The organism is Vulcaniibacterium thermophilum (genome assembly GCF_007923255.1).
Taxonomy (GTDB): Bacteria; Pseudomonadota; Gammaproteobacteria; order Xanthomonadales; family Xanthomonadaceae; genus Lysobacter_F; species Lysobacter_F thermophilum.
The window spans coordinates 22159-48222 of sequence record NZ_VOHJ01000004.1 but is presented as its reverse complement, the minus strand read 5'-3'; the positions used below and the strand labels follow the sequence as shown (position 1 = coordinate 48222).

The 26064-nt window shown below is 70.0% G+C and carries 17 protein-coding genes and 1 pseudogene; 8 read left to right on the top strand and 10 right to left on the bottom strand.

Features of this window, described 5'->3' with window-relative positions:
- The first annotated feature begins 122 nt into the window (after positions 1 to 122).
- Both ppsA and FQY64_RS02840 read left to right on the top strand, forming a co-directional pair.
- The gene (ppsA, locus tag FQY64_RS02845) at positions 123 to 2504 is read left to right on the top strand and encodes a phosphoenolpyruvate synthase (RefSeq protein ID WP_146472199.1); all 2382 of its coding nucleotides are present in this window, start codon (positions 123 to 125) and stop codon (positions 2502 to 2504) included.
- A 7-nt stretch (positions 2505 to 2511) separates the two neighbouring features.
- Complete coding sequence (locus FQY64_RS02840) at positions 2512 to 3453, top strand: mechanosensitive ion channel family protein (protein ID WP_146472198.1); 942 nt, start codon at positions 2512 to 2514, stop codon at positions 3451 to 3453.
- Between the two features lie 17 nt (positions 3454 to 3470).
- Here the strand turns inward: FQY64_RS02840 and orn are convergent, their stop codons facing one another.
- Complete coding sequence (gene orn, locus FQY64_RS02835) at positions 3471 to 4031, bottom strand: oligoribonuclease (RefSeq protein WP_146472197.1); 561 nt, start codon at positions 4029 to 4031, stop codon at positions 3471 to 3473.
- A 57-nt stretch (positions 4032 to 4088) separates the two neighbouring features.
- Between orn and FQY64_RS02830 the strand changes: the two genes are divergently transcribed.
- Entirely contained in the window at positions 4089 to 4592 is a 504-nt protein-coding gene (locus tag FQY64_RS02830; protein WP_146472196.1) for a DUF2721 domain-containing protein, read from the top strand.
- Here the strand turns inward: FQY64_RS02830 and tadA are convergent.
- The 7 genes and pseudogenes from tadA to FQY64_RS02800 all read right to left on the bottom strand — a co-directional run bounded on the left by tadA (position 4584) and on the right by FQY64_RS02800 (position 12424).
- On the bottom strand, positions 4584 to 5069 hold the full coding sequence (tadA, locus tag FQY64_RS15005) for a tRNA adenosine(34) deaminase TadA (RefSeq protein ID WP_268245304.1): 486 nt from the start codon (positions 5067 to 5069) through the stop codon (positions 4584 to 4586). The genes FQY64_RS02830 and tadA overlap by 9 nt on opposite strands.
- Positions 5070 to 5162: 93 nt before the next feature.
- A pseudogene (locus tag FQY64_RS15000) lies at positions 5163 to 5408 on the bottom strand (GIY-YIG nuclease family protein); the annotation flags it as partial.
- 191 nt (positions 5409 to 5599) lie between these two features.
- The gene (gene guaA, locus FQY64_RS02820) at positions 5600 to 7168 is read right to left on the bottom strand and encodes a glutamine-hydrolyzing GMP synthase (RefSeq protein WP_146472194.1); all 1569 of its coding nucleotides are present in this window, start codon (positions 7166 to 7168) and stop codon (positions 5600 to 5602) included.
- Between the two features lie 152 nt (positions 7169 to 7320).
- On the bottom strand, positions 7321 to 8781 hold the full coding sequence (gene guaB / locus FQY64_RS02815) for an IMP dehydrogenase (protein WP_146472193.1): 1461 nt from the start codon (positions 8779 to 8781) through the stop codon (positions 7321 to 7323).
- Between the two features lie 216 nt (positions 8782 to 8997).
- Positions 8998 to 9858: a bifunctional methylenetetrahydrofolate dehydrogenase/methenyltetrahydrofolate cyclohydrolase FolD gene (gene folD, locus FQY64_RS02810; RefSeq protein WP_146472192.1), complete on the bottom strand. Its 861-nt coding sequence runs from the start codon at positions 9856 to 9858 to the stop codon at positions 8998 to 9000.
- Between the two features lie 70 nt (positions 9859 to 9928).
- Positions 9929 to 10840: a DUF2272 domain-containing protein gene (locus tag FQY64_RS02805; protein ID WP_146472191.1), complete on the bottom strand. Its 912-nt coding sequence runs from the start codon at positions 10838 to 10840 to the stop codon at positions 9929 to 9931.
- 69 nt (positions 10841 to 10909) lie between these two features.
- Positions 10910 to 12424 (bottom strand): fumarate hydratase, encoded by a 1515-nt coding sequence (locus FQY64_RS02800; protein ID WP_146472190.1) that lies wholly within the window; start codon positions 12422 to 12424, stop codon positions 10910 to 10912.
- Positions 12425 to 12609: 185 nt separating this feature from the next.
- On the opposite strand from FQY64_RS02800, the gene FQY64_RS02795 reads away from it, so the two are divergent.
- Positions 12610 to 13698, top strand: a complete 1089-nt coding sequence (locus FQY64_RS02795) for a sensor histidine kinase (RefSeq protein ID WP_186760833.1) — start codon at positions 12610 to 12612, stop codon at positions 13696 to 13698.
- Positions 13699 to 13708: 10 nt separating this feature from the next.
- Positions 13709 to 14563 (top strand): LytR/AlgR family response regulator transcription factor, encoded by an 855-nt coding sequence (locus tag FQY64_RS02790; RefSeq protein ID WP_146472188.1) that lies wholly within the window; start codon positions 13709 to 13711, stop codon positions 14561 to 14563.
- A gap of 106 nt (positions 14564 to 14669) precedes the next feature.
- Here FQY64_RS02790 and FQY64_RS02785 read toward each other — a convergent pair whose 3' ends face one another.
- A complete protein-coding gene (locus tag FQY64_RS02785; protein WP_146472187.1) occupies positions 14670 to 19661 on the bottom strand; it encodes an NAD-glutamate dehydrogenase in 4992 nt (1663 codons plus the stop codon).
- Between the two features lie 55 nt (positions 19662 to 19716).
- A complete protein-coding gene (locus FQY64_RS02780) occupies positions 19717 to 20880 on the bottom strand; it encodes an acyl-CoA dehydrogenase family protein (protein ID WP_146472186.1) in 1164 nt (387 codons plus the stop codon).
- 134 nt (positions 20881 to 21014) lie between these two features.
- On the opposite strand from FQY64_RS02780, the gene FQY64_RS02775 reads away from it, so the two are divergent.
- The 3 genes from FQY64_RS02775 to metH are packed head-to-tail and all read left to right on the top strand — an operon-like array spanning position 21015 to position 25938.
- Positions 21015 to 21959: an ArsR/SmtB family transcription factor gene (locus tag FQY64_RS02775; RefSeq protein ID WP_146472185.1), complete on the top strand. Its 945-nt coding sequence runs from the start codon at positions 21015 to 21017 to the stop codon at positions 21957 to 21959.
- Entirely contained in the window at positions 21959 to 23164 is a 1206-nt protein-coding gene (locus tag FQY64_RS02770) for a homocysteine S-methyltransferase family protein (protein ID WP_146472184.1), read from the top strand. The genes FQY64_RS02775 and FQY64_RS02770 overlap by 1 nt, the downstream gene beginning before the upstream one ends.
- Positions 23161 to 25938 carry a methionine synthase gene (gene metH / locus FQY64_RS02765; protein WP_146472183.1) on the top strand — a complete coding sequence of 926 codons (2778 nt, stop codon included), beginning with the start codon at positions 23161 to 23163 and terminating at the stop codon, positions 25936 to 25938. Before FQY64_RS02770 ends, metH begins: the two co-directional genes overlap by 4 nt.
- Positions 25939 to 26064 lie beyond the last annotated feature (126 nt).

Sequence of the window (26064 nt, the reverse complement as noted above, 5' to 3'; positions counted from 1 at the left end):
TTCATCCTCTCAATACGAAAAAACCCATGGAATCAAGCTTGTACGAAACCGACGCGGCGCGCGATCATAACGCGCTCACCTCGCGCCGGCCCTCTGTCCCGGCCGCTACCGGAGAACGCCCCTTGAACGAGAACATCCTCTGGCTGCATGCGTTGCGCCTGGACGACCTGGCCCGCGTGGGCGGCAAGAATGCCTCGCTGGGCGAGATGATCGGGCATCTGGCCGGGCTCGGGGTCTCGGTGCCGGGCGGCTTTGCGACCACCGCGGAGGCCTTCAAGGCCTTCATCGCGCACAACGATCTGCACCAGCGCATCTACGACCGCCTGGCCGCGCTCGACGTCGAGGACGTGCAGGCGCTGACCGCGGCGGGCAGGGAGATCCGCGGCTGGGTGATCGACGCGCCGCTGCAGCCGGATCTGGATGCCGACATCCGCAGCGCCTACCGCAAACTGTGCGAGGACAACGGCGGCGGCGAAGTCGCCGTCGCCGTGCGCTCCTCGGCCACCGCCGAGGACCTGCCCGATGCCTCCTTCGCCGGCCAGCAGGAGACCTTCCTCAACGTCAGCGGCGAGGACGAGGTGGTGCGCAAGGTCAAGGAGGTGTTCGCGAGCCTCTACAACGACCGCGCGATCGCCTATCGCGTGCACCACGGCTTCAAGCACGAGGACGTGTTCCTGTCCGCCGGCGTGCAGTTGATGGTGCGCTCCGACGTCGGCGCCTCGGGCGTGATGTTCACGCTCGACACCGAGTCGGGTTTCCGCGACGTGGTGTTCGTCACCGCCAGCTACGGCCTTGGCGAGAACGTCGTGCAGGGCGCGGTCAATCCGGACGAGTTCTACGTCTACAAGCCGACCCTCGCCCAGGGCCGCCCCGCCATCCTGCGGCGCGCGCTCGGCGCCAAGCAGATCCGCATGGTCTACTCCGACCGGCCCGGCGAGCGCGTGCGCAACGAGGACACGCCGGCCGAGCTGCGCAACCGTTTCTCGATCAGCGACGAGGACGTGCACGAGCTGGCGCGCCAGGCGCTGACCATCGAGCAGCACTACGGCCGCCCGATGGACATCGAGTGGGCGAAGGATGGCGTGACCGGCAAGCTTTTCATCGTGCAGGCGCGTCCGGAGACGGTGAAATCGCGCGCGCACGCCACCCGGATGGAGCGTTTCCACCTCGCCAGCCGCGGCAAGGTGGTCTGCGAGGGCCGCGCGATCGGCCAGAAGATCGGCACCGGCGTGGCGCGCGTGGTGCGTTCGCTGGACGACATGCACAAGGTGCAGCCGGGCGACGTGCTGGTCGCCGACATGACCGACCCCGACTGGGAGCCGGTGATGAAGCGCTCCGCCGCGATCGTCACCAACCGCGGCGGCCGCACCTGCCACGCCGCGATCATCGCCCGCGAGCTGGGCGTGCCCGCCGTGGTCGGCACCGGCAACGCGCTCGACGTGATCGAGGACGGCCACGAGGTGACGGTGAGCTGCGCCGAGGGCGACACCGGCTACATCTACGAGGGCATCCTGCCGTTCGAGCGGATCGTCACCGACCTCGAGAACATGCCGCCGGCGCCGCTGAAGGTGATGATGAACGTCGCCAACCCGGAGCGCGCGTTCGACTTCGCGATGCTGCCGCATGCCGGCGTCGGCCTGGCGCGGCTGGAGATGATCATCGCCAGCCACATCGGCGTGCATCCGAAGGCGCTGCTCGAGTACGACCGCCAGGACGCCGCGACGAAGAAGAAGATCGACGAGCGCATCGCCGGCTACGGCAGCCCGGTCGATTTCTACATCGATCGTCTGGCCGAGGGCATCGCCACCATCGCCGCCGCGTTCGCGCCGCATCCGGTGATCGTGCGCCTGTCCGACTTCAAGTCGAACGAGTACGCCAACCTGATCGGCGGTTCGCGCTACGAGCCGCACGAAGAGAACCCGATGATCGGCTTCCGCGGCGCCAGCCGTTATGTCGATCCGAGCTTCGCCGACGCGTTCGCGCTGGAGTGCCGCGCGGTGCGCAAGGTGCGCGAAACGATGGGCCTCACCAACTGCTGGGTGATGATCCCGTTCGTGCGCACGCTGGACGAAGGCCGCCGCGTGGTCGAGGTGCTGCGCAACAACGGCCTCGAACAGGGCAAGGAGGGCCTGAAGATCATCATGATGTGCGAGGTGCCGTCGAACGCGCTGCTGGCCGACGAGTTCCTCGACATCTTCGACGGCTTCTCGATCGGCTCCAACGATCTCACCCAGCTCACGCTGGGCCTGGACCGCGACTCCGGCATCGTCGCCCAGTTGTTCGACGAGCGCGATCCGGCGGTCAAGAAGATGCTGTCGATGGCGATCCAGGCCGCGCGTCGCAAGGGCAAGTACGTCGGCATCTGCGGCCAGGGCCCGAGCGACCATCCGGACCTCGCCGAGTGGCTGATGCAGCAGGGCATCGAGTCGGTGTCGCTCAACCCCGACACCGTGGTCGACACCTGGCTGCGGCTGGCCAAGGTGAAGGCGGCGGCGCAGGGCTGACCGGCGCATGGACGTCCGCGACCTGCTCGATCCGGCGCAGGCGTCCAAGCTGCTCGCCTGGATGCAGGGGCGCGCGCTCGACCTGCTCGGCGCGCTGCTGATCCTGGTCGTCGGGCTGTGGCTGACGCGGCGCCTGCTGCGCGCGCTCGACGCCGGCCTCGCCCGCGCCAACGTCGAACCGACGCTGCGCGGGTTCCTGCGCAACGTCGCCCACCCTGCGCTGCTGATCGTGGTGGTGATCGCCGCACTGACCGCCGCCGGCGTGCCGACCACCTCGGTGCTGGCGGTGCTCGGCGCGGCCGGCCTCGCGGTCGGCCTGGCGCTCAAGGATTCGCTGTCGAACATCGCCTCCGGCGTGATGCTGATCGTGCTGCGCCCGTTCCGCGCCGGCGACTACGTGCAGGCCGCGGGCGTCGAGGGCACGGTCGAACAGGTGCGCGTGTTCCAGACCCACCTGCGCACGCCGGACAACCGCGCGGTGATCCTGCCCAACAGCATGATCACCGCCGCGCCGATCACCAACTTCACCGCCAACCCGGCGCGGCGCGCCGACATCGCGGTCGGGGTGGGCTACGACGACGACCTGCGCCAGGCGCGCGAGGTGCTGCTGCGCATCGCCCACGACCACCCGCGCGTGCTGCGCGAGCCCGAGCCGAAGGTGCTGGTGACCACGCTGGCCGAAAGCAGCGTGAACCTCGAGCTGCGCGTTTGGGTGCCGACCGCCGACTTCATCGACGTGCGCAGCGAACTGGTGGAAGCGGTGCGCATCCGCCTGATCGAACACGGGCTGCACATTCCCTATCCGCAGCGCGACCTGCACGTCTACCACCACGACGCCGACGGCCGCCCGCTCGTGGACCTGCTGGCCCGCGTGGCCGACGATGGCGAGGGCGATGATCCGCTGCGCGCCAATCCGCCGGTCGTCGGCGCGGCCGATCGGACGCGCTGAAGGTTCCCCGGGCGCGATCAGGTCAGGCCGGCCAGGCGCCCCATCGCGGCGCGGTAGTGCTTCAGCTCGGCGATCGAGTCGCGGATGTCGCTCAGCGCCGTGTGCGCCGACTCCTTCCGCAGTTCCGCCAGCACGTCCGGCGCCCAGCGCCGTGCCAGCTCCTTGATCGTGCTGACGTCCAGATTGCGGTAGTGGAAGTAGCGTTCCAGCTTGGGCATCTCGCGATACAGGAAGCGGCGGTCCTGGCAGATCGAATTGCCGCACATCGGCGAGGCGCGTTCGGGCACCCACCTGGCGAGGAACTCCAGCGTGCGCTGCTCGGCCTCGGCGAGCGGGACGCCCTGTTCGAGCGCGCGCTGCCACAGGCCGGACTTGCGGTGCTGGTTGCGGTTCCATTCGTCCATCGCCTCCAGCCGCTCCAGCGGCGTGGCGATGGCGAGCTCCGGCCCCTCGGCGAGGATGTTGAGCTGCGCATCGGTGACCACGGTGGCGATTTCGAGGATCGAGTCGCGGTCGGTATCCAGCCCGGTCATTTCGAGATCGATCCAGATCAGGCGCAGGCTCGTGTCGTCGCTCATGGCTCGCGGGGCGATGGAAGTGGCGGCATCATAGCCGACGCCCGGGAGCACCGCGTCATGCCGCAGAACGCCGCCTACGCCCACTACGCCATCCTCACCGCCATGCTGGCGCCGGCGTTCTTCCTGACCGCCACCGGCTCGCTGCTGATGTCGGCGAACAACCGGCTCGCGCGCGTGATCGACCGCCTGCGCATGGTGCTGAAGGAGCTGGAGGACGCGACCGATCCGCAGTACCGCGCGGTCCTGGAAGGGCGCATCGCGATGCAGCGCAGGCGCAGCGTGCTGGTGCTGCGCGGCAGCCAGTTGCTGTACCTGGCGATCAGCTTCTTCGTCGGCACCAGCCTTGCGGTCGCGGCCGACGCGGTGTTCGGTTACCGGCTGACGGTGATGCCGACCGTGCTGGCAGCGCTCGGCGTACTGGCGCTGTTCGCCGCGAGCCTGTTCCTCGCGCGCGAATCGATGCTGGCGATCCAGGCCATCAACGAGGAGATGGATCACCGCTACATGGTCGCGCGCATGCGCCGGCGCGAGGACGCCGGCACGGAGCGCGGCTCACAGTAGCGGCTTGCCGCGCTTGCGCCGGAAGTAGTTGGTCAGGCAGCGGCCGGCCTCCTCGGCCAGCACGCCGCCCCGGATCTCGACCCGATGGTTGTGGCGCGGATCGGCGAGCAGGTCGAACACGCTGCCGGCGGCGCCGGTCTTCGCATCGAACGCGCCGAACACGACACGGGCGATGCGCGCGTGGATCATCGCCATCGCGCACATCGCGCACGGCTCCAGGGTGACGTACAGCGTGCAGCCGACCAGCCGGTGGTTGCCCAGCCTGCGGCCGGCCTCCCGCATCGCGACGATCTCCGCATGCGCGCTGGGATCGTGCTCGGCGATGTTGCGGTTCCAGCCTTCGCCGACCGGCGTGCCATCGGGCGCGACGACGACGGCGCCCACGGGCACTTCATGGCCCTCGCGCTCGGCACGCTCGGCCAGCGCCAAGGCACGCCGCATCCACTGCTCGTCCGCGAGCCTGCCGCCCGCAGGCACCTCGCCGGAAGCGCCCGGACCGCCCGCGCGCGACCGCGTCAGCGCCCGCAGCAAATCGAAGCGTCCCGCGATCAACGCCTCCTTCTTTTCGCGCCGCCAGCCCTTGATCCGCCGTTCGGCGCGGACCGCCGCGTCGCGGTTGTCGAACGCCTGCGAGTAGACCAGGCGCACCGGCCGTCGACTGAACGTGTGGCAATCGGCGAACGCGCCTTGCTGGTGCTGCGCGAGGCGCAGGTCGAGGTCGTCCGTGTGCCCCGTGTAGTACGAACCATCGGCGCACTGGATGATGTAGACCCAGAAGGTGGGCACGTGATCGGGCGGCGGTGAACGGGCGTCCATCGCAGCATGAAGGACGCCCTTCGACAAGCTCGGGGCGAGCGGGGAACGGCATTGGCGTGCCCGACCGGCCGGGCACACGCGGCTCACGCACCCACCCCTCGTGGTGAGCCTGTCGGACCACGGGCGGGCTTGCCGGCACGCGTTCGCCCTTCGACTGGCTCAGGGGGAGCGGGAAGGTACCGGGCGGCGCCCTACTCCCACTCGATCGTCGCCGGCGGCTTGCCGCTGATGTCGTAGACCACGCGCGAGACGCCGCGCAGTTCGTTGATGATGCGGCGCGACACCAAGTCGAGGAAGTCGTACGGCAGGTGCGCCCAGTGCGCGGTCATGAAGTCGATGGTCTCGACCGCGCGCAGCGCGATCACCCACTCGTAGGCGCGGGCATCGCCGACCACGCCGACCGACTTCACCGGCAGGAACACCGCGAACGCCTGGCTCACCCTGTCGTACAGGCCGGCGCGGCGCAGTTCGTCGATGAAGATGTGGTCGGCCTTCGCCAGCAGTTCGGCGTATTCGCGCCGGACTTCGCCCAGGATGCGCACGCCCAGGCCCGGGCCGGGGAACGGATGCCGGTAGACCATCTCGCGCGGCAGGCCGAGTTCGAGGCCGAGCCGGCGCACCTCGTCTTTGAACAGCTCGCGTAGCGGCTCGACCAGGCCGAGCTTCATCTTTTCCGGCAGGCCGCCGACGTTGTGATGGCTCTTGATGACGTGCGCCTTGCCGGTCTTGCTGCCGGCCGACTCGATCACATCGGGATAGATGGTGCCCTGCGCCAGCCACCTGGCGTTGGTGAGCTTGTGCGCTTCCTCGTCGAAGATCTCGACGAACAGGTTGCCGATGATCTTGCGCTTGGCCTCGGGATCGGCGACGCCCTGCAGCGCATGGAAGAAGCGGTCGGCGGCGTTGACCCGGATCACCTTGACGCCCATGTGCTCGGCGAACATCGCCATCACCTGGTCGCCTTCCTGCCAGCGCAGCAGGCCGGTATCGACGAACACGCAGGTGAGCTGGTCGCCGATCGCGCGGTGCAGCAGCGCGGCGACCACCGAGGAGTCGACGCCGCCGGACAGGCCCAGCACCACCTCGTCGGAACCGACCTGCGCGCGCACGCGCTCGATCTGGTCCTCGATGATGTTGGCCGGCGTCCACAGCGTCTGGCAGCCGCAGATGTCGACCACGAAACGGCGCAGCATCGCCTCGCCGCTGCGGGTGTGGGTGACCTCGGGATGGAACTGCACGCCGTACCAGCGGCGCTCGTCGTTGGCGAACGCGGCGACCGGGATGCGGTCGGTGCGCGCGGTGACCACGAAGCCCGGCGGCTCCTGGCTGACGTGGTCGCCGTGGCTCATCCACACGTGCAGCCGCGGCGGCGCGCCGGGCGTGTCCTTCAGGCCATCGAGCAGGCGGTCGGCGGCAACCACCGCGACCTCGGCATGGCCGAACTCGCGCTGGTCGCCGGCTTCGGTGGCGCCGCCGAGCTGCACGGCCATCGTCTGCATGCCGTAGCAGATGCCGAGCACCGGCACGCCGCTGTCGAACACCACCTGCGGCGCGCGCGGCGAGTCCGGCTGGGTGGTCGATTCGGGCCCGCCCGAGAGGATGATGCCCTTCGCTCCGAACGCGGCGATCTCGGCGGGATCGTGGTCCCAGGCCCAGATCTCGCAATACACCCCGATTTCGCGGATGCGGCGCGCGATGAGCTGCGTGTACTGCGCGCCGAAGTCGAGGATGAGGATCTTGTCGCCGTGGATGTCGGTCATGGGGCGGCCGGGAATCGGGAATGGGGAATCGGAAGTCGGACGGGACCGCGTGCGGACGCGCATTGTGCTGTCGCGAAGCCGGGACCGGGATCGGAAGAACGACGGATCGCTTTCGACGATTCCCGATTCCCCATTCCCGATTCCCGCTGCGATCAGCTCATCCGGTAATTCGGCGGTTCCTTGGTGATCTGCACGTCGTGCACGTGGCTCTCGCGCGCGCCCGCGTTGGTGACGCGCACGAACATCGGCTTCTTGCGCATCTCCTCGATGGTGGCGCAGCCGACGTAGCCCATCGTCGCGCGCAGGCCGCCGGCGAGCTGATGCACCACGTTGCGCAGCGGGCCGCGGTACGGCACGCGGCCTTCGATGCCTTCCGGCACCAGCTTGTCGGCATCGCTGGCGTCCTGGAAGTAGCGGTCCTTGCTGCCCTTCTCCATCGCGCCCAGGCTGCCCATGCCGCGGTAGCTCTTGTAGCTGCGGCCCTGGAACAGTTCGACCTCGCCCGGCGCTTCCTCGGTGCCGGCGAACAGGCCGCCGATCATCACCGTGGACGCGCCGGCGGCGATCGCCTTGCCGATGTCGCCGGAGTAGCGGATGCCACCGTCGGCGATCAGCGGGATGCGGTCCTGCAGCGCCTCGGCGACCATCGACACCGCGGTCACCTGCGGCACACCGACGCCGGCGACGATGCGCGTGGTGCAGATCGAACCGGGGCCGACGCCGACCTTGACCGCATCGGCGCCCGCATCCTCGAGCGCGAGCGCCGCATCGCCCGTGACGATGTTGCCGCCGATCACCTGCACCTGCGGGAAATGCTTCTTCACCCAGCGCACGCGGTCCAGCACGCCCTGCGCGTGACCGTGCGCGGTATCGACCACGATGACGTCCACGCCCGCCGCGACCAGCGCCTCGACGCGCTGCTCGGTGTCGCCGCCGACGCCGACCGCGGCACCCACCAGCAGGCGTTCGCTGCTGTCGTAGGCGGCGTTGGGGTTGTCCTGCTTCTTCTGGATGTCCTTGACGGTGATCAGACCGCGCAACTGGAAATCGTCGTTGACCACCAGCACCTTCTCGATCCGGTGCTTGTGCAGGAGCTGCAGCACTTCGTCGTCGGAGGCGCCTTCGCGGACCGTCACCAGCCGGTCCTTCTTGGTCATGATGTTGCGGACCGGATCGTCGAGCTTCTTTTCGAAGCGCATGTCGCGGCTGGTGACGATGCCGACCAGTTGCCCGCGCTCGTCGACCACCGGCACGCCGGAGATGTTGCGCGCGCGCGTCAGCCGCAGCACCTCGGCGATGGTGGTATCCGGCCCGACGGTGAACGGCTCCTTGATCACGCCGGCCTCGAACTTCTTGACCTGCGCGACCTCGGCGGCCTGCTGCTCCAGCGACAGGTTCTTGTGCACGATGCCGATGCCGCCGAGCTGGGCCATGGCGATCGCGAGGCGCGCCTCGGTCACGGTATCCATCGCCGCCGACACGATCGGCAGGTTGAGGCGCAGGTCGCGGGTCAGGCGCGTCGCCAGCGAGACGTCCTTGGGCAGGACGGTGGAGTGCGCGGGGACGAGGGAAACGTCGTCGTAGGTGAGCGCTTCAACCTGGATGCGGAGCATGGGCGGGCCCGGAAGGATGAAGCGCGCCATTATAGCCTGTCGCCGGGGCGGGCTGCCGGGTTTCCCTTTTCCGCCACGGATTTACGCGGATGAACGCGGATCGGGGCGAAGCCGGATGCGGGTCCAGCGGCGGCGGCGCGTCTTTCGCGCCCGCCCGACCAGCCGGATCGCTCTTTCGATCGCGTGCATCCGCGTCGATCGGCGGCCGACGTCGTGCTAGGGATCCAGCGCCTGCGCGGCTTCGAGGGTGTTCTGCATCAGCGTGGCGACGGTCATCGGCCCGACGCCGCCGGGCACCGGCGTGATCCAGCTCGCGCGTTCGGCGGCGGCCTCGAAACCGACATCGCCGACCAGGCGGCCGTCGTCGAGGCGGTTGATGCCGACGTCGATCACCACCGCGCCCGGCTTGACCCATTCGCCCGGAATCAGGCGCGGCCGGCCGACCGCGACCACCAGGATGTCGGCGCCGCGCACCGCCGCTTCCAGCACGTCCGGCGGCGTGAACTTGTGGCAACTGGTGACGGTGCAGCCAGCGATCAGCAGCTCCAGCGCCATCGGCCGGCCGACGTGGTTGGACACGCCCACCACGGTTGCGCTCGCCCCGCGCACCGGGCGGTCGGTATAGGCCAGCAAGGTGGTGATGCCGCGCGGCGTGCACGGACGCAGGCCGAACTGGCGCAGGGCGAGATGGCCGACGTTCTGCGGATGGAAGCCGTCCACGTCCTTGCGCGGATCGATGCGGTGGATCAGCGCGGTGGCGTCGCGCCGGTCGGGCAGCGGCAACTGGACGAGGATGCCGTGCACGGCCGGATCGGCGTTGAGCCGGTCCACCAGCGCCAGCAGTTCGGCGTCGGTGGTCGAGGCCGGCAGGTCGAAGTCGATCGCGCGGATCCCGACTTTCTCCGCGGCGCGCCGCTTGTTGCGCACGTAGACGGCGGACGCCGGATCGTTGCCGACCAGCACCACCGCGAGCCCCGGCCGCGACTTGCCGGCGGCCACGCGCGCGTCGACCTGCGCCTTGAGCGAATCGAGCAGATCGTCGGCGATGCGTTTGCCGTCGAGGATGCGGGCGGGCATGGGCGGTCGGCTGCGGAGCGGGCCGCGCATTATCGCCCAACGCGCGGAGGCGGCCACGCGCCCGCCGGACTCAGCGCGCCGGCGGCGACGGAAGCGGTGGCGGCGCCGCGGCCTGCAGCGACGGATCGAGCTTCAGCAGCGCGGCCCAGTCCTGCCGGTTGAAGCTGCACGCCTGCGGCCGCTCGGGCGCGCAACCGGGGTCCAGGCCGGTGCGCTGCGGCAGTCCCCACAGACGCCCGAGCCGGTTCACGTGCAGCACGCGCAAGGTCACGCCCTGCAGCACGTTGCCGCCGACCAGGTGCGCGCGCCCCTGCCCCACGGCCGCGACGATCTCGCAGTGCATCGGCAACGCCGCATCGCCGTGCGAGTCGAGGAACGCGCGCAGCCCGGCGTGTCCGAGCGGCTCGCCCGCGCTGCGCACGAAACACAGCAGATCGCCTGCCGCCGGCGCTTCCAGCGCCGGATCGGTCAGCCGGTACGGCCGACCGCCCGGCGCCCGGTAGGCGTGCGCCACGAACTCGACGTGGCTGGGCGAGGCGACGAAGCCGGGAACCCCCGCCTTCGTCATCACCCACGACACGAACGCGGCCGACCACGGGTGGTCGATCAGGAAGGTGCGACAGAGCGCGATCGCGGCCGCGTCGTCGGGCGAATAGGCGCATTCGGCGGCCCCCGGCATGGCGCGCATCCGCCACAGCAGGCCGCTCTCGCGCCAGTAGGCGGCGACACGCCGCCAGGCCTCGGTGCGCCCGTCGGCAAGCCGGGCGCCCTCCGCCTCCGCGACCGTCATGCTGGCCAGCCGGCCGTTCTCGTCGATGAACGGCCGGTGCCAGAGCGCGTGTTCGGCCAGCGCGATCGCGGCGATGCGCGATGCCAGCGCGGACGGCGGCGCGGCGGGCGGTGAAGGGGCGACGTCGTCGGTGCGGGCATCACAGCCCAGGGCGACGATGAGCAATGCGGCAGCGACGGGCCTGCGGGGCACCGGATCCTCCGTGCACGTGGGCGCGGAGCCGGTATAGCCGGGGCGCGGTGGCTCCGGCGTGCAGGCCGCTTACGCCACCACCACCGGAATCTTGCCGATCCGCGCCTGCCATTCGCGCGGGCCGGTGGTGTGCACCGATTCGCCGCTGGAATCGACGGCGACCGTCACCGGCATGTCGCGCACCTCGAATTCGTAGATCGCCTCCATGCCGAGGTCCTCGAACGCGACCACGCGCGCGGCGCGGATCGCCTTGGAGACCAGGTAGGCCGCGCCGCCGACCGCCATCAGGTACACCGAGCGGTGCCTGCGGATGGCCTCGATCGCCGCCGGGCCGCGCTCGGCCTTGCCGACCATGCCGAGCAGGCCGGTCTGCGCCAGCACCTGCTCGGTGAACTTGTCCATGCGCGTGGCGGTGGTCGGGCCGGCCGGGCCCACCACCTCGTCGCGCACCGGATCGACCGGGCCGACGTAGTAGATGAAGCGGCCGTTGAAATCGACCGGCAGCGGCTCGCCGCGGTCGAGCATGTCGACCATGCGCTTGTGCGCGGCGTCGCGACCGGTCAGCAGCCTGCCGTTGAGCAGCAGCACCTCGCCCGGCTTCCAGCTCGCCACCTCCTCGCGCGTCACTGTGTCGAGGTCCACGCGCCGGCCCTTGGAGGCATCGTAGGTGAGCTGCGGCCAGTCCTCGAGCGACGGCGGCTCGAGCGCCACCGGGCCGCTGCCGTCGAGCACGAAATGCGCGTGGCGGGTGGCGGCGCAGTTCGGGATCATCGCCACCGGCAGGTTCGCGGCGTGGGTCGGGTAATCCTTGATCTTGACGTCGAGCACGGTGGTGAGGCCGCCGAGGCCCTGCGCGCCGATGCCGAGCGCGTTGACCTTCTCGTACAGCTCCAGGCGCAGCTCTTCGATCCGGTTGGACGGGCCGCGCGCGATCAGCTCCTGGATGTCGATCGGCTCCATCAGCGCCTCCTTGGCCAGCAGCATCGCCTTCTCGGCGGTGCCGCCGATGCCGATGCCGAGCATGCCCGGCGGACACCAGCCGGCGCCCATGGTCGGCACGGTCTTCAGCACCCAGTCGACGATCGAATCCGACGGGTTGAGCATGACGAACTTGCTCTTGGCCTCCGAGCCGCCGCCCTTGGCCGCCACGATCACGTCGACCGTGTCGCCCGGCACCACCGTCATGTTGATCACCGCCGGCGTGTTGTCGCGGGTGTTGAGCCGCCGTCCTGCCGGATCGGCCAGCACCGAGGCGCGCAGCTTGTTGTCCGGGTGGTTGTAGGCGCGGCGCACGCCCTCGTTGACCATGTCCTCCACCGACATCGTGGCGTCCCAGCGCACGTTCATGCCGATCCGCAGGAACACGGTGACGATGCCGGTGTCCTGACAGATCGGGCGATGGCCCTCGGCGCACATGCGCGAGTTGATCAGGATCTGCGCCATCGCGTCCTTCGCGGCCGGCGACTGCTCGCGCTCGTAGGCGGCGGCGAGATTCCTGATGTAGTCGACCGGGTGGTAGTAGCTGATGTACTGCAGCGCGTCGGCGATCGACTGGATGAAGTCGTCCTGCTTGATGACGGTCACGGCGGGCGGGGAGCTGGCGTGGAGGAAGCGTCAATTCTAGCGCCCGGGGGCGCAGCGCCGGCCGCGCCGGCCGCGGCGGGCCTGAACCGCCGCCCGCGACGATCCGTGCCATGCGCGCGACGAACCGTGCGGCGCCCGCGCCGAAGCGGGATAGGATCGGCGCACGTCCACCCGCCGGAACCGCCATGGCCGTCGCCGCCTCCGTCCCCCGCTTCGCGCTGAGCCGCGAGCGCGCGTTCTGGCTGCTGCACCTGAGCGGCTGGTCCGCGTACTTCGCGCTGGGCACGCTGTCCGGCGTCGCGCACGGCAAACCGTCCGGCTACTGGGTCGTGCCGTTCACCGGCGCGGTCACTGGCGCGCTGCTGACGCTCGGCTTGCGGTACCTGCTGCGCGCCGCCAGCGCCCTGCCCCCTGCCCGGCTGCTGGCGCTGATGGTGGTGCCGGTGCTGCTGTGCTCGGCGGGCATGGACTTCGCCCTGCGGCGGGTGCTGGTGGACTTCTGCGCGAGCTGCGCGCCGGCCTCGCGCGCGGCCTACGTCGCCTATGCGTTGAGCAACATCTACGTGGTGCTGGCGTGGGTCGGGCTGTACCTCGGCATCAAGTACTACGGCCAGTTGCAGGCCGAGATGCGGCGCGCGCTGTCGGCGCGCACGATGGCGCACCAGGCGCAGTTGAAGATGCTGCGTTACCAGCTCAACCCGCATTTCCTGTTCAACACCCTCAATGCGATCTCGACGCTGATCCTGGACCGCGAGAACGGCACCGCCAACCGCATGGTGCTGGGGTTGTCGGCGTTCCTGCGGCACTCGCTCGACAGCGATCCGATGCAGCGCGTCAACCTCCGCCAGGAGATCGACGCGCTGAACCTCTACCTCGACATCGAGAAGGTGCGCTTCGGCGACCGCCTGCGCGTGGAGATCGACGTGCAACCGGGCTGCTGGCACGCGCACGTGCCGAGCCTGCTGCTGCAGCCGCTGGTGGAGAACGCGATCAAGTACGCGGTGGCGCGCCAGGTCGCGGGCGGCCTGCTGCGGATCGAAGCGCGCCGCGCGGGCGAGCGGCTCGAACTTGAGGTCAGCGACGACGGCCCGGGCTGCTGGGCGCTGGAGGGCGGCGAACTGCCGCCCGGCACCGGCGTCGGCCTGCGCAACACGCGCGAGCGGCTGCAGGTGCTCTACGGCGAGCAGGCCGGCTTCGACGTGCGCAACCGCTCGCCGGGACTGACGGTGACGCTGCGGCTGCCGTTCGAGACCGGCACTTCCGCGATTCCGTGAGGCGACGACCATGGCTGCGCACCCTTCCGTTCCCGCTCCGACCGCGCATGCCGGCGAGGCGCGCATCCGCGCCCTGATCGTGGACGACGAACCGCTCGCGCGGCGCGGGCTGGAACTTCGGCTGGCGCAGGCCGAGGGGGTGGAGATCGTCGGCCAGTGCGGCGACGGCGCTTCGGCGATCGCCGCCGTGCACCGTCTGCAGCCGGACGTGATGTTCCTCGACGTGCAGATGCCCGGCGCGGACGGCTTCGACACCCTGCGCGCGATCCCGGCCTCGGCGATGCCGCTGGTGGTGTTCGTCACCGCCTACGACCACTTCGCGCTGCGCGCGTTCGAGGCCGCGGCGATCGACTACCTGCTCAAGCCGGTGGACGACGAGCGCCTGTCCCAGGCCCTCGACCGCGTCCGGCACGAGCTGGCGCAGCGCGCCTCCGGCACCCATTGCGCGCAGCTCCTGCGGCTGCTGGGCGAACTGGACGGCCGCGGCCCGCTCACGCTCGAGCAGGCGCTCGACCCGGCCTATGCCGCGCAGCTCAGGCGCGACAACCGCCTGGTGGTGCGCGAGGGCGGCCGCATCGTGCGCGTGGACCTCGATTCCCTGCGCTGGATCGACGCCGCCGGCGACTACATGTGCCTGCACATCGACGGCGAGACGCTGGTGCTGCGGGCGACGATGAGCGAGCTCGAACGCCAGCTCGACCCGCGCCGTTTCGCCCGCATCCACCGTTCCACCATCGTCAACCTGCGGCGCGTGGTGGAGATGCGGCCGCACACCAACGGCGAGAGTTTCCTGCGGCTGGACTGCGGCCAGGAGCTGAAACTCTCGCGCAGCTACCGCGACAAGCTCGCCCTGCTGATGGCCTGACGCGCGGCCTTGCCGCACTTCGTCGACCGGCGCGGCCGCCGCCGCACGACCCCGACACGAAAACGCCCGGGCGGACCCGGGCGTTTCCGTCGCGCGTTCTCCCGCTTCAGCCCGCGCCGGCCGAAGCCGCCTGCGCCAGGCGCCGCACGGCCACCGACAGGGTCGGATAGTCCAGCGACTTCTGGTTGAGCAGGTCCGCGAGCATCGCCTGGGTGAAGCGCAGGGTCGGATCGTCGCGATCCAGCCACGCCCGCACGCGCGCCTCCATCGGCTTGCGGCCGCGGTCGGACAGAAGCTGGGTCACGATCGCGCGCTGCTGCGTCGCCAGCTCCTCGCGCAGGGCATTGCGCGCCAGCGCCTGCCAGCGGCCGTCCACCGGCAGCGCATCGATCTGGTCGTACAGCCACGGCAGATGCAGCGCCGCGCCCAGCGCGAAGTAGGCGCGCGCGACTTCCACCGCGGACAGCCGGCGGGCCTGCGCGATCTCGACGATGTCGCAACCGAATTCGAGCAGCGGCAAGGCCGCGAGCTGCTGCGCGAGCGCGGAGGGGAAGCCCTTCGCCTTCCAGTCCTGCAGCCGGGCCATGTAGGCGTCGCGGCGCACGTCCGACAGCACGTCCGGGAACGCCGAGCGCACTTCGCGCAGGCCCTCGCCGAGCTGCGCCATCGCCCGGGTGATCTCCGGCAGCTTGCCCGGACGCGACAGCAGCCAGCGCGACATCGTGCGCATCAGATGCCAGATGGTCTGCAGCGCGTCGATCTGCGCGGCTTCCGGCACCTTGCCGTCGAGCGCGTCGATCTGCGCCCACAGATCGCGCGCCTCCAGCGCCTCGCGCACGATGGTGTAGGCGCGCGCGACCTCCGCCGCGCTGCGGCCGGTGTCCTCCTGCATGCGCATGGTGAAGGTGGCGCCCATGCGGTTGACCAGCGAGTTGGTCACCGCGGTGGCGATGATCTCGCGCTTCAGGCGGTGGCCCTGCATCGCCTTGGCGTACTTCTCCTGCAGCGGCTGCGGGAAGTAGCGCACCAGCTCCTTGGACAGGTACGGATCTTCCGGCACGTCGGATGCCAGCAGTTGCGGGTAGATCACCAGCTTGGCGTAGGACAGCAGCACGGCGAGCTCCGGCCGGGTCAGGCCGACGCCGCGCGCCTTGCGCTCGGCGATCTCGGCGTCCGACGGCAGGAACTCGATCTGGCGGTCGAGCAGGCCCTGCTGTTCCAGCGTGCGGATGAAGTGCTGCTTGGAGCCGAGCCGGGTGTGGCTCATCCGCTCCATCAGGCTGATCGCCTGGTTCTGGCGGTAGTTGTCGTTGAGCACCAGTTCCGCGACTTCGTCGGTCATCGCCGCCAGCAGCTTGTTGCGCGCCGGCAGCGTGAGCCGCTTGGCCTGCACCTCGGCGTTGAGCAGGATCTTGATGTTGACCTCGTGGTCGGAGGTGTCCACCCCGGCCGAGTTGTCGATGAAGTCGGTGTTGAGCAGCACGCCGTGCAACGCCGCCTCGATGCGGCCCAGTTGGGTCAGACCGAGATTGCCGCCCTCGCCCACCACCTTGCAGCGCAGGTCGCGGCCGTTGATGCGGATGGCGTTGTTGGCGCGGTCGCCGACGTCGGCGTGGCTCTCGCTGCTGGCCTTGACGTAGGTGCCGATGCCGCCGTTCCACAGCAGGTCCACCGGCGCGCGCAGGATCGCGCTCAGCAGTTCGCTCGGGCTCATCGCCGGCACCGCCGGATCGATGCCCAGCGCCGCCTTGGCTTCGGGCGAGAGCGGGATCGACTTGGCGCTGCGCGGCCACACGCCGCCGCCCTTGCTGATGAGCGACTTGTCGTAGTCGTCCCACGACGAGCGCGGCAGCTTGAACATCCGCTCGCGCTCGCGGTAGCTCCTCGCCGCATCGGGGTTCGGGTCGATGAAGATGTGGCGATGGTCGAACGCGGCGACCAGGCGGATGTGCTTGGACAGCAGCATGCCGTTGCCGAACACGTCGCCGGACATGTCGCCGATGCCGACCACGGTGAAGTCTTCCTTCTGGCAGTCGCGCCCCATCGCGCGGAAGTGGCGCTTGACCGACTCCCACGCGCCGCGCGCGGTGATGCCCATGCCCTTGTGGTCGTAACCGGCCGAGCCGCCCGAGGCGAACGCGTCGTCCATCCAGAAGCCGTACTCGCGCGAGATCGCGTTGGCGATGTCGGAGAACGTCGCCGTGCCCTTGTCGGCGGCGACCACCAGATACGGGTCGTCGTCGTCGTGGCGCACGACGTCCACCGGCGGCACGATGCGGCCGCCGACGATGTTGTCGGTGACGTCCAGCAGACCGCGGATGAAGGTCTGGTAGCAGGCGATGCCCTCGGCCTGCAGCGCGTCGCGGTCGCCGGCCGGCGGACGCTTGACGAAGAAACCGCCCTTCGAGCCGACCGGCACGATCACGGTGTTCTTCACCATCTGCGCCTTGACCAGGCCCAGCACCTCGGTGCGGAAGTCCTCGCGGCGGTCCGACCAGCGCAGGCCGCCGCGCGCGACCGGGCCGAAGCGCAGATGGATGCCCTCCACGCGCGGGCTGTAGACGAAGATCTCGCGGTACGGCTTGGGCTTGGGCAGATCCGGCACGCGCGCCGAATCGAACTTGAAGCTGATGTAGCCCTTGGGCCGGCCGTCGGCGCCGCGCTGGAAGTAGTTGGTACGCAGCGTGGCCTCGATCACGCCCATGAAGCTGCGCAGGATGCGGTCCTCGTCGAGGCTGGCGACGCGGTCGAGCAGACCGGTGAGCGCCTCGCGCGCGGCGGCTTCCTGCTCGGCGCGCTTGCCGGCGCGCGCGGCGATCACCGGTTCGATCGCGGCCAACGCCGCGCCATCGTCGCCGGCGAGCGCGGTGATCTGCGCGCGGAAACGCTCCTGCCCGGCCTTGATCTCGGCCTTGCTCTCGCTGCCGGTGCTGGGGTGGAAGCGGGCCTCGAACAGCTCGACCATCAGGCGCGCCAGCAGCGGATAGCGGGCGAAGGTCTGCTCGACGTACGCCTGCGAGAACGGCACGCCCACCTGCAGCAGGTACTTGCAGTAGCCGCGCAGCATCGCCACCTGGCGCCACGACAGGCCGGCATCGAGTACCAGCCGGTTGAAGCCGTCGTTCTCCGCCTGTCCGCGGAACACGTGCGCGAAGGCGTCCTCGAACGCGGCGTCCAGCCCCTCGACGTCGAGCGTGCCGTTCAGCGGCTGCACCTCGAAGTCCTGGATGTAGGCCACCTGGCCGCCCTGCTCGATGCGGTGCGGGTGCTCGGCGATCACCCGCAGACCGAGGTTCTCCATCAGCGGCAGCACGTCCGACAGCGGGATGTCGTCGTTCAGGCGGTAGAGCTTGAAGCGCAGGCCGCCTTCGCTGCGGTCGCTGCGGTACAGGCGCAGGCCGAGATCGTCTGCCTCGCGCAGCGCGGCGAGATGCTCGACGTCGTCGGCCGCGTCGGCCGCGGCGATGTCGCGCAGGTACTCGTTCGACAGCGCGCGTCCGTAGCCGCGCGCCAGGCGCAGGCCCTGCTCCTCGCCGTGGCGGCGGACCAGCTCCTCGCGCAGGTCGTCCTGGCGGTTGCGGACGATCTCGGCGAGCTCGGCCTCGATCAGCGCCGGATCGACCTCCACCGCCTCGCCGCCGTGGGGCCGCACCAGCAGATGCACTTGCGCCAGCGGCGACTCGCCCATCACCACGTTGGAATCGACGTGCTCGCCGTCGAGCACGCGCTTGAGCATCGATTCGATGCGCAGCCGGATGTCGGTGTTGAAGCGCTCGCGCGGGATGTAGACCAGCACCGAGAAGAACCGGCCGTAGCGGTCCCGCCGCAGGAACAGCCGGCTGCGCACGCGCTCCTGCAGGCCGAGGATGCCCATCGCCGTGGCCAGCAGCTCCTGTTCGTTGGCCTGGAACAGCTCGTCGCGCGGCAGCGTCTCCAGGATGTGGCGCAGCGCCTTGCCGCTGTGGCTGTCGGGGGCCAGCCCCGACTGCTCCATCACGTGGTTGTGGCGCTGGCGCACCACCGGGATGTCCCACGGCCGGCGGTTGTAGGCGCTGGAGGTGTACAGGCCGATGAAGCGCTGTTCGGCGATCGGCTTGCCGTGCTTGTCGAAGGCGAGCACGCCGATGTAATCCATGTAGCCCGGCCGGTGCACGGTCGAGCGCGAATTGGTCTTGGTGAGGATCAGCGCTTCCTCGATGCCGGAGCTCTTCACCCGCTGCGCCGCCAGCGTGGAGAGCAGGCGCGGCTTGCCGACCTCCTTGCCGCGCAGCAGGCCGAGGCCCGAATCGGGCTTGGCGCGCAGCACTTCCTTGCCGCCCTCGCGGGCCACCTCGTACTCGCGGTAGCCGAGGAAGGTGAAGTGGTTGTCCGCCGCCCAGCGCAGGAACTCCTGCGCCTCGACGCGCTCGGCCTCGCCGATCGGCAGCGCGCGGCGGCCGAGGTCTTCGGCCACCTCGAGCATCTTCTGCCGCATCGGCTGCCAGTCGGCGACGATGGCGCGCACGTCGGCGAGCACGCCGTGCAGACGCTCCTCGATCGCCGGCATCGCATCGATCGCCTGGCGGTCGATCTCCAGATGCATCAGAGACTCGGGCGCGCCCTCGCCCACCGCGAGCAGCTTGCCTGCGCGATCGCGCGTGAAGCGCACGACCGGATGGCCGAGCACGTGCACGCCGATGCCGATCTCGGCCAACGCCATCGTCACCGAGTCGACCAGAAACGGCATGTCGTCGTTGACGATCTGCACGACCGTGTGCGCCGATTCCCATCCGTGCGTCTTCATCGACGGATTGAACAGCCGCACGAGCGCGGTGCGCGGCTTGCGGGCGCGGGCGAACTCGAGGAAGTCGGCGGCCAGCGCGGCCCAGCCGTCGACGCTGTGCTGCGGCAGCTCGTCGCCGCTCATACGGCGGTAGAACGCGCGCACGAACGCCTCGGCCTCGCCGTGACGGGCCTTGGGCACGCGCTTGAGGATCGCGGCGACGATCGGCTCGAGCGAGACGCCGTCGATCGCGGCGGCGGCCGGTTTGGGTTTGGCGGATGCGGCAGCGGCTTTGCCGGCCGATTTCCTGCCGGCTTTCGGAGTGGCGGTGGTCATGTGGGACGTATCCGGAAGAAAGCCCGCGCCGGTGCGCGGGCCACGGTGGGTTCGGTCAGCGCAGGCCGGTTTCGTTGCGGGCGATCACCAGGCGCTGGATCTCGCTGGTGCCTTCGTAGATCTCGGTGATCTTGGCGTCGCGGAAGTAGCGCTCCAGCGGCATCTCCTTCGAGTAGCCCATGCCGCCGTGGATCTGCACCGCCTGGTGGGTCACGAACATCGCGGTTTCCGACGCGAACAGCTTGGCCACCGAGGCCTCGGTCGAGAAACGCGCGCCGGTCTTCGCCGACTGGTCCTTGGCCCACGCGGCGCGCAGCGTCAGCAGCGTGGCGGCGTCCAGGCGGCACTTCATGTCGGCGATCTTGGCCTGGATCATCTGGAAGGTGCCGATCGGCTGGCCGAAGCTCTTGCGCTCCTTGGCGTAAGCCACCGAGGCCTCGTACGCCGCGCGCGCCAGGCCCACCGCCTGCGCGGCGATGCCGATGCGGCCGGCGTCCAGCACGCTCATGGCGATCTTGAAGCCCTCGCCCTCCGGGCCGATGCGGTCCTCGACCGGGATCTTGTAGTCGACGAACTCGATCTCGCAGGTGGCCGAGGCGCGGATGCCGAGCTTCGGCTCGGTCTTGCCGCGGAAGAAGCCCTCGCGCTCGGTGTCGACGATGAACGCCGAGATGCCCTTGGCGCCCTTCGACGGGTCGGTCATCGCGAACAGCATGATGTACTTCGCCACCGGGCCGGAGGTGATCCAGCTCTTCTTGCCGTTGACGACGTAGTGCGTGCCGTCCGCCGACAGCACCGCGCGGCAGCGCATCGCCGAGGCGTCGGAGCCGGACTGCGGCTCGGTCAGCGCGTAGGCGCCGATCGCCTGGCCGCTGGCGATCGGCGTGACGTACCGGTGCTTCTGCTCCTCGCTGCCGTGCTTGAGCAGGCCGTTGCAGTAGAGCGTGTTGTTGACCGACATGATGGTCGAGTGGGCGCAGTCGGCCGCGGCGATCTCGATCATCGCCAGCACGTAGCCCACCGCGTCGAGCCCGGCGCCGCCGTACTCGGCCGGCACCTCGATCCCCATCAGGCCGTTCTCGCCCATCAGGCGGATGTTCTCGCTGGGAAACTCCCCGCTGCGGTCGAAGTGCTCGGCGGTGGGCGCGATCTTCTCCTGCGCGATGCGGCGCGCCACGTCCTGGATCATCAACTGCTCTTCGGTAAAGCTGAAATCCACTGCTGCACCTCGACGGCATGGGTCGTGAGCGGCGAATTGTAGCCGCGCCGGCGCGCCAAAGCCCCTCTTCCGCTTGACGCGCCCGCGCCCGCGCCCGACACTTATCGCTCTATCGCGATAGGCCGATATTTCGAATGGACCTGGAAGGCTGGTCGACCCGTCTGAAGGTGTTCGCCGACGCCACCCGCGTGCGTCTGCTCGCGCTGCTGGAGCAGGAAGAGATGACGGTGGCCGAACTGTCGGCGATCACGCGGCTGGCGCAGCCGCGCGTGTCCACCCACCTGGCGAAGCTCAAGGAAGCCGGCCTGGTCCGCGACCGTCGCGCCGGGGTGTCGGCGTACTACCGCTTCGACGAGGACGCGCTCGACCCCGCGCAGCGCGCGCTGTGGCGGACGCTGCGCGAAGGCAGCGACGACCCCCTGTTGCGTCAGGACGCCGAACGCATCGCCGACGTGCTCGCCGCACGCGCCGCCGAACAGAACTGGGCCGACTCGGTCGCCGGCGACATGGAGCGCCACTACTCGCCCGGCCGCACCTGGGAAGCGCTGGCGCGCTCGGCCTTGCCGCTGCTGGCGCCGGGCGACGTGCTCGACATCGCCTCCGGCGACGGCGTGCTCGCCGAACTGATGGCGCCGCATTCGCACCGCTATGTGTGCCTGGACGCCAGCAGCAAGGTGGTGATGGCCGCATCCGAACGGCTCAGCCGCCTGCGCAACGTCGAGGTGCGCGAAGGCGACATGCACGCGCTGCCGTTCGCCGCCAACACCTTCGATCTGGTGGTGCTGATGCACGCGCTGACCTACTCCGAACATCCCGCGCAGGCGGTCGCCGAAGCGGCCCGCGTGCTGCGTCCGGGCGGGCGGCTGCTGGTCACGGTGCTGGCGCGGCACGAGCACCGCAACGTGGTGGCCGCCTACGGCCACGTGAATCTCGGGTTCACGGAAAAGGAGCTGCTGCGCTTCGCGCAGAAGGCGGGCGTGGAAGTCGCCAGCGCCGGCATCGTCACCCGCGAGCGGCGGCCGCCGCATTTCGAGGTGATCGCGCTGATCGCGCACAAGCCGGTGAGGAAGCCGGGATGATGCTGCCCTGGCTGAATCCCGCGCGCGCCGGGGCGCTGCTGGACGCGCTGCGCGAGCGCATCCTCGTGCTCGATGGCGCGATGGGCACGATGATCCAGCAGCACGGCCTGCAGGAGGACGACTACCGCGGCGAGCGATTCGCCCACGGCTACGACGCTCTGTACGCGACGCACGGCCACGCGCACGGGCCGGGCTGCGGCTGCGGTCACGACCAGAAGGGCAACAACGACCTGCTGACGCTGACCCGCCCCGACGTCATCGCCGCCATCCACCGCGCCTATCTCGAAGCCGGCGCCGATCTCGTCGAGACCAATACCTTCAACTCGACCGCGATCGCGCTGGCCGATTACGGCCTGTCGCACCTCGCCCGCGAGCTGAACCAAGCGGGCGCGCGGCTGGCGCGCGGCGTCTGCGACGCGGTCGAGGCGCAGGATCCGGCGCGTCCGCGGTTCGCGGTCGGCGTGCTGGGCCCGACCAACCGCACCGCCTCGATCAGCCCGGACGTCAACCGGCCGGGGCACCGCGCGGTGACGTTCGACGAACTGCGCGACGCCTACCGCGATGCCGCCGAGGGCCTGCTCGACGGCGGCGCGGATGTGCTGATGGTCGAGACCGTGTTCGACACGCTCAACGCGAAGGCGGCGCTGTTCGCGATCGAAGAAGCGTTCGACGCGCGCGGGGCGCGTGTGCCCGTGATGGTGTCCGGCACGATCACCGATGCGTCGGGACGCACGCTGTCGGGGCAGACCGCGGAAGCGTTCTGGTACTCGGTCGCGCACGCGCGCCCGGTCGCGATCGGGCTCAACTGCGCGCTCGGCGCGCGCGAGCTGCGCGTGCACGTGGACGCCCTCGCGCAGGTGGCCGACACCCACGTGAGCTGCCACCCCAACGCCGGCCTGCCGAACGCGTTCGGCGGCTACGACGAGACGCCGGAGGACATGGCCCGCGTGCTGGGCGAATTCGGCCGCGCCGGCCTGCTCAATCTGGTCGGCGGCTGCTGCGGCACCACCCCCGCGCACATCGCCGCGATCGCCGAGGCCATGCGCGGCGTGCGGCCGCGAGTCGTGCCTGCGCTCGCCCCCCTCCCCTCCGGAGGGAGCGGAGGGTCGGGAAGGGGCGAAGTCGAACCCGACCGCGCGCTCGACCCCGCTCCGCCCCCTCCCAACCTCTCCCTGCATGCGCAGGGGGAGGAGCAAAACGCATGACCGTCCTCCCCCGCCACACCCGCCTCGCCGGCCTCGAGCCGCTGGTGATCACGCCGCAGACGAACTTCGTCAACATCGGCGAGCGCACCAACGTCACCGGCAGCGCGCAGTTCCGCAAGCTGATCGTGGAAGGCCGCTTCGACGAGGCGGTCGCGATCGCACGCCAGCAGGTCGAGAACGGCGCGCAGATCCTCGATATCAACATGGACGAGGGGCTGCTCGATTCGGAGCAGGCCATGGTCGCCTTCCTCAACCTGATCGCCGCCGAGCCGGACATCGCGCGGGTGCCGATCATGATCGACAGTTCGAAGTGGTCGGTGATCGAGGCCGGGCTGAAGTGCCTGCAGGGCAAGGGCATCGTCAACTCGATCTCGCTCAAGGAAGGCGAGGCCGAATTCCTGCGGCAGGCGCGGCTGGTGCGCCGCTACGGCGCGGCGGTGGTGGTGATGGCGTTCGACGAGAACGGCCAGGCCGAAACCGTCGAGCGCAAGGTGGAGATCTGCTCGCGCGCGTACCGGCTGCTGACCGAACAGGTCGGCTTTCCGCCCGAGGACATCGTCTTCGATCCCAACGTGTTCGCGATCGCCACCGGCATCGCCGAGCACGACGACTACGCGGTCGCGTTCATCGAGGCCGTGCGCGAGCTCAAGCGCCGTTTCCCGCACAGCCACGTCTCCGGCGGTATCTCCAACGTCTCGTTCTCCTTCCGCGGCAACGAGGCGGTGCGGCAGGCGATCCACTCGGTGTTCCTGTATCACGCCGTGCGCGCCGGGCTCGACGTGGGCATCGTCAACGCCGGCGCGCTGCCGCTCTACGACGACCTCGACCCCGAACTGCGCGAACGCGTCGAGGACGTGGTGCTCAACCGGCGCGCCGACGCCACCGAGCGGCTGCTGGAGATCGCCGAGCGCTACAAGGGCAGGAAGGGCGCGAAGAAGGAGGAGGACCTCGCCTGGCGCGAGCTGCCGGTCGACCAGCGCCTGACCCACGCCCTGGTGCACGGCATCGACGCCTACATCGAGGCCGACACCGAAGAGGCGCGCCAGCGCAGCGCGCGCCCGCTCGACGTGATCGAAGGGCCGCTGATGGCCGGCATGAACGTGGTCGGCGACCTGTTCGGCGCCGGCAAGATGTTCCTGCCGCAGGTGGTCAAGTCCGCGCGGGTGATGAAGAAGGCGGTCGCCTACCTGATCCCCTACATCGAAGAGGAGAAGCGCCGCAGCGGCGATGCCGGCCGTTCCAACGGCAGGATCGTGCTAGCGACGGTCAAGGGCGACGTGCACGACATCGGCAAGAACATCGTCGGCGTGGTGCTGGCGTGCAACAACTTCGACGTCATCGATCTGGGCGTGATGGTGCCGGCGCAGACCATCCTCGACCGCGCGCGCGCCGAGAACGCCGACCTGATCGGTCTGTCGGGCCTGATCACGCCGTCGCTGGAAGAGATGAGCCACGTCGCACGCGAACTGCAGCGGCAGGGTTTCCGCACCCCGCTGCTGATCGGTGGGGCGACCACGTCCCGCGCCCACACCGCACTCAAGATCGATCCGCATTACCAGGCGCCGACCGTGTGGGTGAAGGACGCCTCGCGCGCGGTCGGGGTGGCGCAGTCGCTGATCAGCCCGGAGCTGCGCGAACGCTTCGTCGCCGCCAACGACGCCGATTACGCCGAGATCCGCGAGCGCCACAGGCACCGCGGCGACGGCAAGCGGCTGGTGCCGCTGGCCAAGGCGCGCGCACAACGCTTCGACGGCGGCTGGGACGCCTACGATCCGCCCGCACCGGAGCAGCCCGGCCTGCACGTCTTCGACGACTATCCGCTGGCCGAGCTGGTCGAGTGCATCGACTGGACGCCGTTCTTCTCGACCTGGGAGCTGGGCGGCCGCTTCCCCGCCCTGCTCGACGACCCGGTGATCGGCCCGCAGGCGCGCGAGCTGTACCGCGACGCGCGCGCGATGCTCGACCGCGTCGTCCGCGAAAAATGGCTGACCGCGAAGGCGGCGTTCGGGTTGTGGCCGGCGAACAGCGTCGGTGATGACGTCGAAGTCTTCCTCCCTCCCCTTCAAGGGGAGGGCCGGGGTGGGGATGGTCTTCCCGCCCGAGCCCAACACCATCCCCTCCCAAACCCTCCCCTTGAAGGGGAGGGCTTGAAGCACGTGCGCCTGCACTTCCTGCGCCAGCAGGTCGACAAGCCCGCCGACCGTCCCGACTTCTGCCTGGCCGACTTCATCGCGCCGAAGGACAGCGGCAAGCGGGACTGGATCGGCGCGTTCGTGGTCACCGCCGGGCTCGGCATCGAGGAGCACGTCGCCCGCTTCGAGGCCGACCACGACGACTACAACGCGATCCTGCTGAAGGCGCTGGCCGACCGCCTGGCGGAAGCGTTCGCCGAACGCCTGCACCAGCGCGTGCGCACCGAGTTCTGGGGCTATACGCCCGACGAGGCGCTCGACAACGAGGCGCTGATCGCCGAGCGCTACCGCGGCATCCGCCCTGCCCCCGGTTATCCCGCCTGCCCCGACCACAGCGAGAAGACCACGCTGTTCCGCCTGCTGGATGCCGAACGCAATGCGGGCGTGCGGCTGACCGAAAGCTTCGCGATGTATCCGGCGGCGTCGGTGAGCGGCTACTACTTCAGTCACCCGAAGAGCCAGTACTTCGTGGTCGGCCGCGTGTCGAAGGAACAGGTCGAGGACTATGCGCGCCGCAAGGGCGTGAGCGTGGCGCAGGCCGAGCGCTGGCTGGCGGCGAACCTCGATTACGACCCCGATTGAGCCGCCCGTTCCTTGCCTCGGTCCCGGAACCCATCAGATGTAGCCCGGGCAAGCGGAGCGCGCCCGGGGCGTGAGCCGGCGCTGTTCCCGGGGGCGGACCTCGCCCGAACCCGGACTACGCGCTGC